Annotated in this window: 15 protein-coding genes; 9 read left to right on the forward strand and 6 right to left on the reverse strand. The window is 68.0% G+C overall.

Annotated features, from left to right (window positions below; genetic code table 11):
* Positions 1-186: 186 nt before the first annotated feature.
* Positions 187-1236: an IS110 family RNA-guided transposase gene (locus QTI45_RS06400; protein ID WP_286374636.1), complete on the reverse strand. Its 1050-nt coding sequence runs from the start codon at positions 1234-1236 to the stop codon at positions 187-189.
* Positions 1237-1462: 226 nt separating this feature from the next.
* Between QTI45_RS06400 and QTI45_RS06405 the strand changes: the two genes are divergently transcribed.
* Positions 1463-2128, forward strand: coding sequence for a cysteine hydrolase family protein (locus QTI45_RS06405; RefSeq protein WP_286653821.1), 666 nt, complete (start codon positions 1463-1465; stop codon positions 2126-2128).
* Position 2129: 1 nt separating this feature from the next.
* Positions 2130-2876, forward strand: coding sequence for a GntR family transcriptional regulator (locus tag QTI45_RS06410; protein ID WP_286370908.1), 747 nt, complete (start codon positions 2130-2132; stop codon positions 2874-2876).
* 5 nt (positions 2877-2881) lie between these two features.
* Here QTI45_RS06410 and QTI45_RS06415 read toward each other — a convergent pair whose 3' ends face one another.
* On the reverse strand, positions 2882-3790 hold the full coding sequence (locus tag QTI45_RS06415) for a LysR family transcriptional regulator (protein WP_286653822.1): 909 nt from the start codon (positions 3788-3790) through the stop codon (positions 2882-2884).
* A 111-nt stretch (positions 3791-3901) separates the two neighbouring features.
* On the opposite strand from QTI45_RS06415, the gene QTI45_RS06420 reads away from it, so the two are divergent.
* Entirely contained in the window at positions 3902-4678 is a 777-nt protein-coding gene (locus QTI45_RS06420; protein ID WP_286370910.1) for an SDR family oxidoreductase, read from the forward strand.
* A gap of 59 nt (positions 4679-4737) precedes the next feature.
* Positions 4738-5013 carry a hypothetical protein gene (locus QTI45_RS06425; protein WP_286370911.1) on the forward strand — a complete coding sequence of 92 codons (276 nt, stop codon included), beginning with the start codon at positions 4738-4740 and terminating at the stop codon, positions 5011-5013.
* On the opposite strand, the gene QTI45_RS06430 is transcribed toward QTI45_RS06425, so the two are convergent.
* Complete coding sequence (locus QTI45_RS06430) at positions 5004-5807, reverse strand: exodeoxyribonuclease III (protein ID WP_286370912.1); 804 nt, start codon at positions 5805-5807, stop codon at positions 5004-5006. The two genes, QTI45_RS06425 and QTI45_RS06430, sit on opposite strands and share 10 nt — an antisense overlap.
* A gap of 13 nt (positions 5808-5820) precedes the next feature.
* Here QTI45_RS06430 and pyrE point away from each other — a divergent pair, with 13 nt between their 5' ends.
* Together pyrE and QTI45_RS06440 are read left to right on the forward strand one after the other, a co-directional pair.
* On the forward strand, positions 5821-6507 hold the full coding sequence (pyrE, locus tag QTI45_RS06435; protein WP_286370913.1) for an orotate phosphoribosyltransferase: 687 nt from the start codon (positions 5821-5823) through the stop codon (positions 6505-6507).
* A 21-nt stretch (positions 6508-6528) separates the two neighbouring features.
* Positions 6529-7209: a DUF4124 domain-containing protein gene (locus QTI45_RS06440; RefSeq protein ID WP_286370914.1), complete on the forward strand. Its 681-nt coding sequence runs from the start codon at positions 6529-6531 to the stop codon at positions 7207-7209.
* A gap of 23 nt (positions 7210-7232) precedes the next feature.
* Here the strand turns inward: QTI45_RS06440 and gatB are convergent, their stop codons facing one another.
* Genes gatB through gatC form a run of 3 tightly spaced genes read right to left on the reverse strand, consistent with a single transcriptional unit; the run spans position 7233 to position 10519 of the window.
* Positions 7233-8720, reverse strand: a complete 1488-nt coding sequence (gene gatB, locus QTI45_RS06445; protein WP_286370915.1) for an Asp-tRNA(Asn)/Glu-tRNA(Gln) amidotransferase subunit GatB — start codon at positions 8718-8720, stop codon at positions 7233-7235.
* 15 nt (positions 8721-8735) lie between these two features.
* A complete protein-coding gene (gatA, locus tag QTI45_RS06450; RefSeq protein ID WP_286370916.1) occupies positions 8736-10223 on the reverse strand; it encodes an Asp-tRNA(Asn)/Glu-tRNA(Gln) amidotransferase subunit GatA in 1488 nt (495 codons plus the stop codon).
* Positions 10220-10519: an Asp-tRNA(Asn)/Glu-tRNA(Gln) amidotransferase subunit GatC gene (gene gatC / locus QTI45_RS06455; protein WP_286653823.1), complete on the reverse strand. Its 300-nt coding sequence runs from the start codon at positions 10517-10519 to the stop codon at positions 10220-10222. Before gatC ends, gatA begins: the two co-directional genes overlap by 4 nt.
* Before the next feature lie 223 nt (positions 10520-10742).
* On the opposite strand from gatC, the gene QTI45_RS06460 reads away from it, so the two are divergent.
* The 3 genes from QTI45_RS06460 (at position 10743) to mreD (ending at position 13381) form a co-directional block, all read left to right on the forward strand.
* Positions 10743-11786, forward strand: coding sequence for a rod shape-determining protein (locus QTI45_RS06460; RefSeq protein ID WP_077002382.1), 1044 nt, complete (start codon positions 10743-10745; stop codon positions 11784-11786).
* A gap of 75 nt (positions 11787-11861) precedes the next feature.
* Positions 11862-12863 (forward strand): rod shape-determining protein MreC, encoded by a 1002-nt coding sequence (gene mreC / locus QTI45_RS06465; RefSeq protein WP_286370918.1) that lies wholly within the window; start codon positions 11862-11864, stop codon positions 12861-12863.
* The gene (mreD, locus tag QTI45_RS06470) at positions 12860-13381 is read left to right on the forward strand and encodes a rod shape-determining protein MreD (RefSeq protein ID WP_286370919.1); all 522 of its coding nucleotides are present in this window, start codon (positions 12860-12862) and stop codon (positions 13379-13381) included. The genes mreC and mreD overlap by 4 nt, the downstream gene beginning before the upstream one ends.
* The last annotated feature ends 19 nt before the right edge of the window (positions 13382-13400 follow it).

Genomic DNA, 13400 nt, shown 5'->3' on the forward strand with positions numbered 1-13400 from the left:
GTGCAGACGGGCTCGCGCCTGCTGCTGGCCCTGATGGTGATTCGCGAGGTCGGAGCTCATCTCAGCGTCGGGATTTGCGTCAGGCATACCCGAGGAGCGCATCAGCTTTACCGACCCACGGTCCAACCGTTTTGCCATCATTTCCTTCACCTCACTCGCACACACTCATTGCGGCCTGAGCCGCGATCATGGGGCGGCCATCGCTTGCGCGGCCTGGCGTTGTGGGGGCACCGAATGCCACTGGGTGTCATAGCTGCGCCCGTGGGCGACCAGCGCCCAGGCCGTGCGCGCCAGCTTGTGCGCCAGCGCCACGGCCACGACATTGGCCGGTCGCCTGGCGAGCATCTGCGCGATCCAGGGCATGGGATTGGCTTGGCTCATGACTGCGCGCGCGCCGCTGACGAGCAAGGTGCGCAGGTAGGGATCACCGCGCTTGCTGATGGCCCCGATGCGCACCTTGCCGCCCGTGCCCTCGTGGCGCGGTGTCAGTCCCAGCGAGCAAGCAAACTCGCGCCCATTGCGCCAGCCGCGGCCGTCTCCCAAGGTGGCCGCCAGCGCCGTGGCACCCAGCAAGCCAATCCCCGGGACGGCACGCAGTTGCCGGGCGGTTCGCGATTCGCGTTGCACCACGGCCAGTTCGGCTTCAATCGCCTCCACGCGCTCCTCGATCTCGCGCAGCATGTGCAGTTGCGCGTCGAGCAGGTGCGTCATCAGTGCGGGTATTCGTGCATCGATATCCGCCCGATGCAAGGCGATCGCCTTCAGGCCCGCCTGCTTGCCCTGCGGCAGTGCCACGCCGAACTCGTAGAGCAGCCCCCGCATGGCATTGATGGTGGCCGTGCGCACGCTCACCCAGTGCGAGCGCAATCGGTGCGCCCCCTGGATGGCTTGCTGCTCGACGCTCTTGGCCGGAACCCGGCGAATATCGCTTTGCTGGGCTGCCAGCCAGATCGCGCGGGCGTCGGCCGCGTCGTCCTTGTTGCCGCGCACGAAGGCGTGCACCTGACGCGCCGGCAGCAACTCGACTTGGTGGCCCAGGGCGCTGAGCGTGCGCGCCCAGTGGTGGGCACCGCCGCAGGCCTCCATCACGATGCACGCTGGCTGGCGCTGAGCAAAGAAATCACTCAACTTGGCACGCGAGAGCTTCCTGCGCTTGATCTCGCCGGTGGCGGATTCGACCCAGTGGAGTTGCATGACGTGCTTTGCAATGTCCAGGCCAAAAGTCGTAGCATTCATTTCGGGGCCTCCGTCTCAAGTGGGGTTGTTGAGAGATTTCCACTTTGGCACTCGATGCCGTTCGACGCGAGGCCCCCTCGACTTCGTGCGACAGGGCCGCGTGGTCTCCCCGATCGGAGGGGGAGGCGTCCATACCATCTCAGCGGCGCAGAGGGGATCGCCCGTCCCGCACCGCCTGCCGCCGCCGCCCACAAGCCCAAAACCAAACATCGTCGAAAGCCAGGAAATGCAGATAGAAGCCCAGCCCTTCACCTACGAATTCGACCTCGCCAAAACCGCCCTGGTCCTGATCGACATGCAGAGGGATTTCATCGAACCTGGCGGTTTCGGCGAAACCCTGGGCAACGACGTCTCGCTGCTCGAAGCCATCGTCCCCGCGACTAAAACAACCCTCGAAGCCTGGCGAGCCGCGGGCGGCCTGGTCGTCCAAACCCGGGAGGCCCACAAACCCGACCTCTCCGACTGCCCTCCCGCCAAGCGCAACCGCGGCAACCCCACATTGCGCATCGGCGACGCCGGCCCCATGGGCCGCATCCTCGTGATGGGCGAACCCGGCAACCAGATCATCGAAGCCTTGGCGCCGGTCGAAGGCGAGATCGTGGTCGACAAGCCCGGCAAGGGCGCCTTCTATGCCACCGGCCTGCACGAGATGCTCAAGCGGCGCGGCATCACCCACCTGCTGTTCGGCGGCGTCACCACCGAGGTCTGCGTGCAGACCAGCATGCGCGAAGCCAACGATCGCGGCTACGACTGCCTGCTGCTGGAGGACTGCACCGAAAGCTACTTTCCGGCCTTCAAGGCGGCTGCCGTCGAGATGATCCGCGCCCAGGGCGGCATCGTCGGCTGGACCGCGCCCAGCGCCGCCTTGCTGGCCGCGCTCGGCACCCACTAACATGGCCTACGTGTCGACCGTTCGAATTCCTTCCAAGCCTCCCGCCACCGATCCCGTGTTCCGCACCCGGGCCGACGAGGTCTATGCGCAGCTCAAGCGCGACGTCGCCGAATTCAGCCTGGTCCCCGGCGACCGCTTCACCGAAAACGAGATCAGCGAGCGCCTCGGCGTCTCGCGCACGCCGGTCCGGCAGGCGCTCTTCCGGCTGCAGCAGGAAGGCTTCGTCGAAGTGTTGTTCCGCAGCGGCTGGCGCGTGCTGCCTTTCGACTTCGACCAGTTCGAGCAGCTCTACGACCTGCGCATGGTGCTCGAGACCACCGCCGTGCACCGCCTGTGCGAAAGCGACCACCGCGTCGACCGCAGCCTGCTCGACACGCTGGCCGAAATCTGGCTCGTGCCGGCGGCGCAGCGCAGCGCCGACACGGTGCAGGTGGCGCAATGGGACGAGGCCTTTCATTGCTCGCTGGTCGCTGCCGCCGGCAACGGCGAGATGGCCCGCGTCCACCGCGACGTGACCGACCGCATCCGCATCATCCGCCGGCTCGACTTCACCAAGCAGCCGCGCATCGACGCCACCTACGACGAGCACGCCAAGATCCTGAAGGCGATCCGGGCCAACCGCGGCGACCAGGCCGCGATGCTGCTGCGCGCCCACATCGAGACCAGCCAGGCCGAGGTGCGCAAGATCACGCTGCACCAGGTCCACATGGCGCGCCACGCGGGGCGGGCCACCGTGCGCGGGCGCTGATCGCGTCAGGAATGCGCCGCCAGGTGCGGCCGCAGCAAGTCCTCGAGCCAGTGCGAGAAAGCCTGCATCCGCTGCGAGAGATAGCGCCGATGCGGGTACACGAGGTTGACCGGCATCCGGCCGGGACGCGCATCCTGCATCACTTCGACCAGTTCACCGGCGCCCAGGTGCTCCCGCACGTCGAATGCCGGCACCTGGATCAGTCCCAGCCCGGCCAGCGCGCAGGCAATGTAGGTTTCGGCGTTGTTCGCGCTGACCCGGCTGGGCGGGTGCATGGTGCGGGCGTCGCCGCCATCCATCCACTCCCAGGGCGCGGCCCGCCCGCTGGTGGGCGACTGGTAGTCGATCACCCAGTGCCGTGACAGCGCCTCCGGCCCGCTTGGCGTTCCGTGCTTCGCCAGGTAGGCCGGGCTGGCGCAGTTGACCAGTTCGAAGGCTCCCAGCGGGCGCGCGACCAGGCTGCTGGGCGCCAGCGGGCCCACCCGCATCGCGCAGTCCACGCCCTCCTGCACGAGGTCGATGGCGCGGTCGGTCGAGCCCAGGTCGATGTCCATCCTCGGATGGCGGTCGAGGAAGTCCGGCAGCGCGGGTGCGATCAGGCGCCGGGCGATGCGGCTGGGCACGTCGACCCGCAAGCGGCCGCTGATCGCGCCGGCGGCCGGGCGCGACTGCTGCTCCAGGTCCTCCATGTCCGCCACGATCGCGGCGGCGCGCTCCAGCAGCGCCTCGCCGTCCAGGGTCAGGACGACCCGGCGCGTCGTGCGGTGCAGCAGCCGCACCCCCAGGCGACGCTCCAGCTGCTGCATCGCCAGCGAGGCCGTGGCGCGGGGCAGGTCGAGCTGGTCCGCCGCTTGGGCAAAGCTGCCGCAGGCGGCGATGCGCAAGAAGATTCGAAGCTGGTCGACGCGGTCCATGTCGGTTGATTGATTAGATTTTCTGTATTGACTGGCACTTGATTCTCCATTTATCCAGGAACGCTTGGTCAATAGACTGCGCTGAATCTCAATCAACCAAGGAGAGCAGCGATGTCGGACAAGCACAGCATCCAGGGCAAGGTGGTCCTGATCGCCGGTGGCGCGAAGAACCTGGGCGGCCTGATCGCGCGCGACCTGGCGCGGCAGGGGGCCAGGGCGGTGGCGATCCACTACAACAGCGCGGCCAGCAAGGCCGATGCCGACGCCACCGTGGCGGCGATCGAGGAGGCCGGTGCCACGGCCCTTGTGCTGCAGGCCGACCTGACTTCCGCCGGCGCGGTCGAGAAGCTCTTTGCCGACACCGTGGCAGCCGTGGGCCGACCCGACATCGCCATCAACACGGTCGGCAAGGTCCTGAAGAAGCCGATCGCCGAAATCAGCGAGAGCGAGTACGACGAGATGAGTGCCGTCAACGCGAAGACCGCCTTCTTCTTCCTCAAGGAGGCGGGCCGCAACGTCAATGACAACGGCAAGGTCCTGACCGTCGTCACGTCGCTGCTGGGCGCATTCACGCCTTTCTATGCGTCCTATGCGGGCACCAAAGCCCCGGTGGAGCACTTCACCCGCGCGGCTGCCAAGGAGTTCGGCGCGCGCGGCATCTCGGTCACGGCCGTCGGGCCCGGACCGATGGACACGCCCTTCTTCTACCCCGCCGAGGGCGCCGATGCGGTGGCGTACCACAAGACCGCGGCGGCGCTGTCGGCGTTCTCGCCATCGGGGCTCACGCACATCGAGGATGTCGTGCCCTTCATCCGCCACCTGGTCAGCGATGGCTGGTGGGTGACCGGGCAGACGATCCTCATCAACGGCGGCTACACGACCAAGTAAGCTGGCGCCGGCCCGGCATCGCGAGTTTCCGGGTCGCCCTGCCAACGGAAGGAGCATCCATGCATGTAGCGATGGTGATCGGCACCGGCATCCTGTTGCTGTGCGTGTTCGTGTCTTTCGGCTGGCTGTGGGGTGCCAGTGCCGCCGGCATGGCCCTGGCAGCCAAGGCCTTCGTGCCTGTCTGGCTGGCCCTGGCCTGCATCAACATGTGGGTCGGCGTCAGCCACGCGGGCTACACCGTGCGCCAGGAGGCGCCGATTCTGGTGCTGGTCTTCGCGGTCCCGGCGGTATTGGCCGCCATCGCCGCCTGGCAGCTGTCGCGCGGTCAGATCTGAAAGTCGTAGTCCACCGTGATCGGCGCGTGGTCGCTGAACTTGATGGTCTTGAAGATCTGCTCCTCGCGCGCCAGCGCCGCCAGCTTCGGCGTCGCCAGGTGGTAGTCCAGGCGCCACCCCACGTTGTTCGCGTAGGCCTGGCCGCGGTTGCTCCACCAGGTGTAGGCGTCGCCGGTCGTCTCGGGCTTGAGCATCCGGTAGACGTCGACCAGCCCCGCGCCATCGGCGCCGGCGTCGAGCAGCTTCGTCATCCAGGCCCGCTCCTCGGGCAGGAAGCCGCTGTTCTTCTGGTTGCCGCGCCAGTTCTTGAGGTCGATCTCCTTGTGGGCGATGTTGATGTCGCCGCAGAGGATGAACTCGCGCTCGCGCTTGAGCGCGTTCAGGTGCGGGAAGAAGCCCTTGAGGAAACGGAATTTCGCCGCCTGCCGCTCTTCGCCCGACGAGCCGCTGGGGAAGTAGCAGCTGATGATCGACAGTTTCCGCTTCGGGGTGTCGAAGCGCAGCTCGAGGTAGCGCCCTTCGGCGTCGAACTCGGTGTCTCCCCAGCCCACCACCACGTCGCTGGGCGCATGCCTGGTGTAGATCGCGGTGCCCGCATAGCCCTTTTTCTCGGCGAAATGGAAGTGGCCCTTGAGGCCCGCCATCTCCTCGAAGCGGCCCTCGATGTCGCTGGCCTGGACCCTGATCTCCTGCATGCAAATACAATCCGGCGCCAGTTCCGCCACCCAGTCGGCGACGCCCTTGGTGGCGGCGGAGCGCAGGCCGTTGAGGTTGAGGCTGGTCAGTTTGAACACGAGGACATTCCCTATGGCTGAAAAGAAGATCGATGAGGACAGCGCGCTGGCACAGGATTTCGTGCAGTTCGCGCTCGAGTCGGGGGTGCTGCGCTTCGGCCAGTTCAAGACCAAGGCCGGCCGCATGAGCCCCTATTTCTTCAATGCGGGCCTGTTCGACGATGGCGCCAAGCTCGCCCGGCTGGCCGAATTCTATGCAGACCGGCTGATCGCCAGCGGGCTCGAGTTCGACATGATCTTCGGCCCGGCCTACAAGGGCATCCCGCTGGGCGCCACGGTGGCGGCCGAGCTGGCGCGCCGCGGCCGCAACGTGCCCTTCGCCTACAACCGCAAGGAAGCCAAGGACCATGGCGAGGGCGGCACGCTGGTCGGTGCGCCGCTCAAGGGCCGGGTGCTAATCGTCGACGACGTGATGTCGGCCGGCACCGCGGTGCGCGAGTCGATCGCCGCCATCCGTGCCGCCGGCGCGACCCCGCACGCGGTCGCGATCGCACTCGACCGCCAGGAGAAGGCTACCGAGAACGGCGCCGACGTGGACCACAGCGCCGTGCAATATGTACGCAATCAGCTCGGGCTTGCAGTTATTTCCATCGCAACGCTGGACGACTTGTTACAGTATCTGTCAGGCCGCGCCGATGACGAACTGGGCGCCCACCGCCCGCACGTGCTGGCGTACCGGGCACGTTATGGCGCAGGCTGATTCAACCTGTCTGAAGGACTGATGTTGGCGAGCACCCAAGCACTGAAGGCTTTTCTGGCGTTTTCGCTGGCCGCGGCCAGTGGGGTGCATGCACAGCAGCAACCGTCCGGCGGCGCCCGGCCGTCGAGCGCCATCTACAGCTGCACCGACGCCCGCGGCCGCACCATCACCGCCGATCGTCCGATCGCCGACTGCATCGACCGCGAGCAGCGCGAGCTCAATCCGAGCGGCACCACGCGGCGCAAGGTCGAACCCACCTACACGGCGCGCGAGCAGGCCGAGCGCGAGGAGCGCGAGCGTCAGGCCCAGCTGCAGGCGGCGCGGCTGGTCGAGGAGCGCCGGCGCGAGCGCGCCCTGCTGGTTCGCTATCCCACCCCGGTGGCTCACGACCGCGAGCGCGCCGAGGCACTGGTGCAGATCGACGTCGTGATCCAGGCGGCCCGCAAGCGGCTGGCCGAGCTCGGCGAAGACCGCAAGCGGGTCGACGACGAACTCGAGTTCTACAAGAAAGACCCGGCCAAGGCGCCCGATGCGCTGCGCCGCCGGATCGAGGACATCGCCCGCAGCGTGGCGGTCCAGAACCGCTTCATCGGCGAGCAGGAAGACGAGAAGAAGCGCGTCAATGCGCGCTTCGACGAGGAGCAGGCCAAGCTCGCGCCGCTCTGGGCCGCGAACACGGCTGCGGCCCAGAAGTCGAAGTAAGCCGCGCAGCCGTGCCTGGCTAGTTAGCCCAGTTTCGACTTCAGCAGCGCATTCACCTGCGCCGGGTTGGCCTTGCCCTGGCTGGCCTTCATGACCTGGCCGACCAGTGCGTTGAAGGCCTTGTCCTTGCCGGCGCGGTATTCGGCGATGTTCTTCTCGTTGCTCGCGAGCACCTGGTCGATGATCTTTTCCAGCGCGCCGGAGTCGCTCATCTGCTTCAGGCCCTTGGCCTCGATGACCGCATCGACGTCCTGGCCTTCTCCGGTCCAGAGGGCATCTAAGACCTGGCGCGCGGCGTTGTTCGAGATCGTGCCGTCGCCGATGCGCTCGACCAGCCTGGCCAATTGCGGCGCGGTCACCGGCGCTTCGGTGATCGCGATGTCCTGCTGGTTCAGGCGCCGGGCGATCTCGCCGGTGATCCAGTTGCTCGCCAGCTTGGCATTGGCGCCGGCAGCCACCGCGCCCTGGAAGTAGGCGGCCAGGGCGGGGCTCTGCGTCAGCTGGGCGGCGTCGTAGTCGGACAGGCCGTGGTCGCGCACGTAGCGCTCGGCCATGGCGCGCGGCAGCTCGGGCATCTCGGCGCGCACGCGCTCGATCCAGTCGGCGCCTATCGCCAGCGGCGGCAGGTCGGGGTCGGGGAAGTAGCGGTAGTCGGCCGCGTCTTCCTTGGTGCGCATCGCGCGGGTCTCGCCGGTGTCGGGATCGAACAGCACCGTGGCCTGCTGGATCGCGCGGCCGTCCTCGATCTCCTCGATCTGCCAGCGGATCTCGTAGTCGATCGCCTGCTGCATGAACTTGAAGCTGTTCAGGTTCTTGATCTCGCGCCGGGTGCCGAGCTTGTCGCCGGGCCTGCGCACCGAGACGTTGGCGTCGCAGCGGAAGCTGCCTTCCTGCATGTTGCCGTCGCAGATGCCGATCCAGGTCACGATCTTGTGCAACTCGCGCGCATAGGCCACGGCCTCGGCGGTGGAGCGCATGTCGGGCTCGGTCACGATCTCGAGCAGCGGCGTGCCGGCGCGGTTCAGGTCGATGCCCGACTGGCCGACGAAGTCCTCGTGCAGCGACTTGCCGGCGTCTTCCTCGAGGTGGGCGCGCACCAGGCGCACGGTCTTGGGCTCGTCGCCGACGAAGAAGCTCACCGAGCCGCCCTGCACCACGGGGATCTCGAACTGGCTGATCTGGTAGCCCTTGGGCAGGTCGGGGTAGAAGTAGTTCTTGCGCGCGAACACGCTGCGCGGCGCGATCGTCGAGCCCAGCGCGAGGCCGAGCTTTATCGCGCGCTCGACCGCGCCCTTGTTCATGACCGGCAGCGTGCCGGGCAGCGCCAGGTCGACCGCGCAGGCCTGGGTGTTGGGCTCGGCGCCGAAGGCGGTCGAGGCGCGGCTGAAGATCTTCGAGGCGGTCGACAACTGGGCGTGGGTCTCGAAGCCGATGATGACTTCGTAGCCACGCACCAGCGGGCCTGTGGGGCGGCCGCTCTGCGCGGCTTCAAAGGTATTGATTTCGCTCATGTCAGTGTTCCACCCTCAAAAGCCCGCCGGCGTGCGCAGGTGCCAGTCGGTGGCCTGCTGGAAGGCGTGCGCGGCGTTGAGCAGCTTCGCCTCGGCGAAGTAGTTGCCGATCAGCTGGATGCCGACCGGCATCGCGCCGTCGAAGCCCGCGGGCACGCTCATGCCGGGCAGGCCGGCCAGCGAGGCCGGCAGGGTGAAGATGTCGGCCAGGTAGTCGGCCACCGGGTCGCCGCCGTGCTCGCCGAGCTTCCAGGCGACCGTCGGCGCGGCCGGGCCGGCGATCAGGTCGCACTGCGCGAAGGCCTGCTGGAAGTCGTCCGCGATCATGCGGCGCACCTTCTGCGCCTGCAGGTAGTAGGCGTCGTAGTAGCCGTGCGAGAGCACGTAGGTGCCGATCATGATGCGGCGCTTGACCTCGTCGCCGAAGCCTTCCTCGCGGGTCTGGGCGTACATGTCGGCCAGGTCGCGGTAGGCCTTGGCGCGATGGCCGAACTTGACGCCGTCGAAGCGGCTCAGGTTGCTCGAGGCCTCGGCCGCCGCAAGGATGTAGTACACGGGAATCGACAGCTCGGTGCGCGGCAGCGTGATCTCGACGCGGCGGGCGCCCAGCTTCTCGTACTGCGCCAGCGCGGCATCGACCGCGGCGCGCACGCCGGGTGCCACGCCTTCGCCGAAGAACTCCTTCGGCACGCCGATGCGCAGGCCGTCGAGCGAGTCGCCGAGCGAACGCGAGAAATCCTCGGCCGGACGGGCCAGCGAGGTCGAGTCGCGCTCGGGGTCGGGTCCGCACATGGCCGACAGCAGCAGGGCGCAGTCCTCGGCCGAGCGGGCCATCGGGCCGGCCTGGTCGAGGCTCGAGGCGAAGGCCACCATGCCGTAGCGCGAGGCGCGGCCGTAGGTCGGCTTGATGCCGGTGACGCCGCAGAAGGAAGCCGGCTGGCGGATCGAGCCGCCGGTGTCGGTTCCGGTGGCGGCCGGCGCCAGGCCCGCGGCCACAGCGACGGCGCTGCCGCCCGAGGAGCCGCCCGGAATGCGGTCGGTGTTCCAGGGATTGCGCACCGGCACCGCGTGGTCGAAGCCGATCGCCGGCACGGCGACGTTCTCGTTGGCCGAGCCCATCGCGAATTCGTCGCAGCTGAGCTTGCCGAGGGTCACGGCGCCGGCTTCGGCCAGCTTGCGCACCACGGTGGCGTCGAAGGGCGAGCGGTAGCCGGCCAGGATGCGCGAGCCGGCGGTGGTCGGCAGGTCGGCGGTGACGAAGATGTCCTTGTGGGCGATCGGCACGCCCTCCAGGGGCGAAGCCGAGCCGGCGGCGATCCGGGCGTCGGCGGCGCGGGCCTGGGTCAGCGTCAGCTGCTCGTCGAGCGCCACGAAGGCGCCGAGATCCTGGTGGTCCCGGATGCGGGAGAGATGGTGCTGCGCCGCCTCGACCGCCGAGACCTTGCGCTCGCGCAGCGCCTTGGCCAGGCCGGCCACGCCCATCTGGTGCAGTTCGCCGCTCATTCGATCACCTTCGGCACCAGGAACAGGCCGTTCTCGACCGCCGGCGCGCTGCGCTGGTTGGCCTCCCGGTTGTTCGGCTCGGTCACCACGTCCGCGGCCAAGCGCAGCGTGATGTCCTCGATCGCGGCCACGGGGTGGGCCAGCGGCTCGACCCCGGTGGTGTCGACCGCGCACATGCGCTCGACCAGGTCGAAAAAGCCGTTGATCTGGCCGAGCATTCGCTCGCTTTCGTCGGGAGCCAGCTGGAGCCGCGCCAGCGAGGCGATGCGGGCGATATCTGTGGAGGAGAGGGACATCGGAAAAAAAGGCGATTCTGGCTTCAAACGGAGTGCATTCGCAGCCCGTAAAACTGCTCCGGATCGCGGGGCTGTCAGGGGATTCGGTTATTATCCCGCCTTTGCCGCAACCCCCGCGAACGCGCCGGCTTTTGCCGCAAAAACGTTTCAAACCACCCGTCACACGACCAAAAATAAGGCGACGGCCTGCCGACGCGCATGCCGTGCCCCAGAGGATTCCACAATGTTTGGAGCTTTTCGTCGGTATTTTTCTACCGACCTGGCGATCGACCTCGGCACCGCCAACACCCTGATCTTCGCCCGCAACAAGGGCATCGTGCTCGACGAACCCTCGGTCGTCGCCATCCGCCACGAAGGCGGTCCGCACGGCAAGAAGGTGATCCAGGCTGTCGGCCGCGAAGCCAAGGCCATGCTCGGCAAGGTGCCCGGCAACATCGAGGCCATCCGGCCGATGAAGGACGGCGTGATCGCCGACTTCGTGATCACCGAGCAGATGATCAAGCAGTTCATCAAGATGGTGCACCCGCGTTCGCTGCTGACGCCCAGCCCGCGGATCATCATCTGCGTGCCCTGCGGCTCGACCCAGGTCGAGCGCCGCGCCATCAAGGACGCGGCCGAAGCCGCCGGCGCCACCTCGGTCTATCTCATCGAAGAACCCATGGCCGCCGCGATCGGCGCCGGCCTGCCGGTGTCCGAAGCCAGCGGCTCGATGGTGGTCGACATCGGCGGCGGCACCACTGAAGTCGGCGTGATCTCGCTCGGCGGCATGGTCTACAAGGGCAGCGTGCGCGTCGGCGGCGACCGCTTCGACGAGGCCATCATCAACTACATCCGCCGCAACTACGGCATGCTGATCGGCGAGCCGACGGCCGAAGTCATCAAGAAGAACATCGGTTCGGCCTTCCCGGGCTCCGAGGTCAAGGAGATGGAAGTCAAGGGCCGCAACCTCAGCGAAGGCGTGCCGCGCAGCTTCACGATCAGCAGCAACGAAGTGCTCGAAGCCCTGACCGATCCGCTCAACAACATCGTTTCGGCGGTCAAGAACGCGCTCGAGCAGACGCCGCCCGAACTGGGCGCCGACATCGCCGAGCGCGGCATGATGCTGACCGGCGGCGGCGCGCTGCTGCGCGACCTCGACCGCCTGCTGGCCGAGGAAACCGGCCTGCCGGTGCTGGTGGCCGAAGACCCGCTGACCTGCGTGGTGCGCGGCTGCGGGATCGCCCTCGAGCGCATGGACCGCCTCGGGAGCATCTTCACCAGCGAGTGAAGGTCTGGCGGAGCCGGATCCGCCGCAATCCCCTTCAACCCTTCAAACAGCGCAGCTCTCGTGGCATAACGCGTCATGCCGCTCGGCACCCTGGACCGCACCGCTCCGCCCCTCTTCAACCAGGGGCCGTCGGCGCTGAGCAAGCTGATCTTCTTCAGCGCGCTGGCGCTGTTCCTGATGGTGGCCGATGCGCGCCTCCATATCGTGCAGCCGATCCGCCTCGCGATCGGCGCGGTGCTCTACCCGGTGCAATGGCTGGCCCTGAAGCCGGTGCAGCTGGTGGCCGCAGGTGGCCGCTACCTCGAAGACCTGCAGCTTGCGCAGGACCAGGAGGCCGCTGCCCGCAAGGCGCTCGCGCTTCAGTCCGAGCGCGCCAGCCAGGCCGACACGCTGGCCCAGGAGAACGCCCGGCTGCGCTCGCTGCTCGAACTGCGCCAGACCACTCAGACGCCGGGCCGGGCGGCCGAGGTGCTGTACGACGCCGCCGACCCCTACACCCGCAAGCTCGTGATCGACCAGGGCCTCGCGAACGGCATCGCGCCCGGCTCGCCGGTGATCGACGAGCACGGCGTGCTCGGCCAGGTGACGCAGGTGCAGCCCTTCTCGAGCGAGATCACGCTGGTGATCGACCGCGACCTCGCGATCCCGGTGCAGAACGTGCGCACCGGCGCCCGCAGCGTGGCTTTCGGCGACGCCAGCGCCCATGGCGGCGGGCTCGAACTGCGCTTCATGCAGGCCAATTCGGATGTGCAAGAGGGCGACGTGCTGACCACCAGCGGCGTCGACGGCGTCTATCCGCCGGGCCTGCCGGTGGCGAAGATCGATCGCATCGAGCGCCGCGCCGACTCCGCGTTCGCACGCATCCACTGCCAGCCGCTGGCGCACGTGAGCGCGGCGCGCTACGTGCTCGTGCTGGCGCCCAGCGGCTCGCAGGCGGTGCCCAAGCCGACGCCGCCCAACACGCCCTCGGCGGTCGCGGCCAAAAAGAAGGCCGACAAGGCGGATGCCAAGGCCGACGCCAAGGCCGAAGCCAAGGCCAGCAAGAAGACCGACAAGAAAGAGGCGGCCCCGCGATGATCATGCGTCCCGGCCAGCAGCAGCTCCTGCTGCCCGTCAGCCCGCTTTTCATGTGGGCCAGCCTGATCGTGGCGCTGCTGTTCAACATGGTGCCGCTGGGCCGCGCCGCCTGGACGCCCGACCTGCTGGCGCTGGTGATCGTGTTCTGGAGCGTCCACCAGCCGGCGCGCATCGGCATCGGCGCGGCCTTCGCGTTCGGCCTGCTGATGGACGTGCACCAGGCCGCGCTCCTCGGGCAGCACGCCCTGTCCTACACCACGCTGGGCTTCCTCGCGACCATGATCCACCGGCGGCTGCTGTGGTTCCCGCTGTTCTCGCAGGCGCTGCAGGTGCTGCCGCTGTTCGCGCTCTCGCACCTGATCGAGCTGGCCATCCGCATGATCGGCGGCGGCGTCTTCCCGGGCTGGTCGCTGCTGCTGGCCCCGGCGCTGGAGGCGGCCCTGTGGCCGCTGGTCAGCCTGGTTCTTTTGGCGCCGCAGCGCCGAACCCCGGAACCTGACGCCAACAGACCACTCTGACAGCGGCCCGCCCGCCCGA

The organism is Variovorax saccharolyticus, assembly GCF_030316765.1.
Taxonomy (GTDB): Bacteria; Pseudomonadota; Gammaproteobacteria; order Burkholderiales; family Burkholderiaceae_C; genus Variovorax; species Variovorax saccharolyticus.

Excerpts from the sequence above, each read along its gene's own strand:
- QTI45_RS06400 (WP_286374636.1), bottom strand. The coding sequence starts at position 1,236 with ATGAATGCTACGACTTTTGGCCTGGACATTGCAAAGCACGTCATGCAA.
- QTI45_RS06405 (WP_286653821.1), top strand. The coding sequence starts at position 1,463 with ATGCAGATAGAAGCCCAGCCCTTCACCTACGAATTCGACCTCGCCAAA.
- QTI45_RS06410 (WP_286370908.1), top strand. The coding sequence starts at position 2,130 with ATGGCCTACGTGTCGACCGTTCGAATTCCTTCCAAGCCTCCCGCCACC.
- QTI45_RS06415 (WP_286653822.1), bottom strand. The coding sequence starts at position 3,790 with ATGGACCGCGTCGACCAGCTTCGAATCTTCTTGCGCATCGCCGCCTGC.
- QTI45_RS06420 (WP_286370910.1), top strand. The coding sequence starts at position 3,902 with ATGTCGGACAAGCACAGCATCCAGGGCAAGGTGGTCCTGATCGCCGGT.
- QTI45_RS06425 (WP_286370911.1), top strand. The coding sequence starts at position 4,738 with ATGCATGTAGCGATGGTGATCGGCACCGGCATCCTGTTGCTGTGCGTG.
- pyrE (WP_286370913.1), top strand. The coding sequence starts at position 5,821 with ATGGCTGAAAAGAAGATCGATGAGGACAGCGCGCTGGCACAGGATTTC.
- QTI45_RS06440 (WP_286370914.1), top strand. The coding sequence starts at position 6,529 with ATGTTGGCGAGCACCCAAGCACTGAAGGCTTTTCTGGCGTTTTCGCTG.
- gatB (WP_286370915.1), bottom strand. The coding sequence starts at position 8,720 with ATGAGCGAAATCAATACCTTTGAAGCCGCGCAGAGCGGCCGCCCCACA.
- gatA (WP_286370916.1), bottom strand. The coding sequence starts at position 10,223 with ATGAGCGGCGAACTGCACCAGATGGGCGTGGCCGGCCTGGCCAAGGCG.
- gatC (WP_286653823.1), bottom strand. The coding sequence starts at position 10,519 with ATGTCCCTCTCCTCCACAGATATCGCCCGCATCGCCTCGCTGGCGCGG.
- QTI45_RS06460 (WP_077002382.1), top strand. The coding sequence starts at position 10,743 with ATGTTTGGAGCTTTTCGTCGGTATTTTTCTACCGACCTGGCGATCGAC.
- mreC (WP_286370918.1), top strand. The coding sequence starts at position 11,862 with ATGCCGCTCGGCACCCTGGACCGCACCGCTCCGCCCCTCTTCAACCAG.
- mreD (WP_286370919.1), top strand. The coding sequence starts at position 12,860 with ATGATCATGCGTCCCGGCCAGCAGCAGCTCCTGCTGCCCGTCAGCCCG.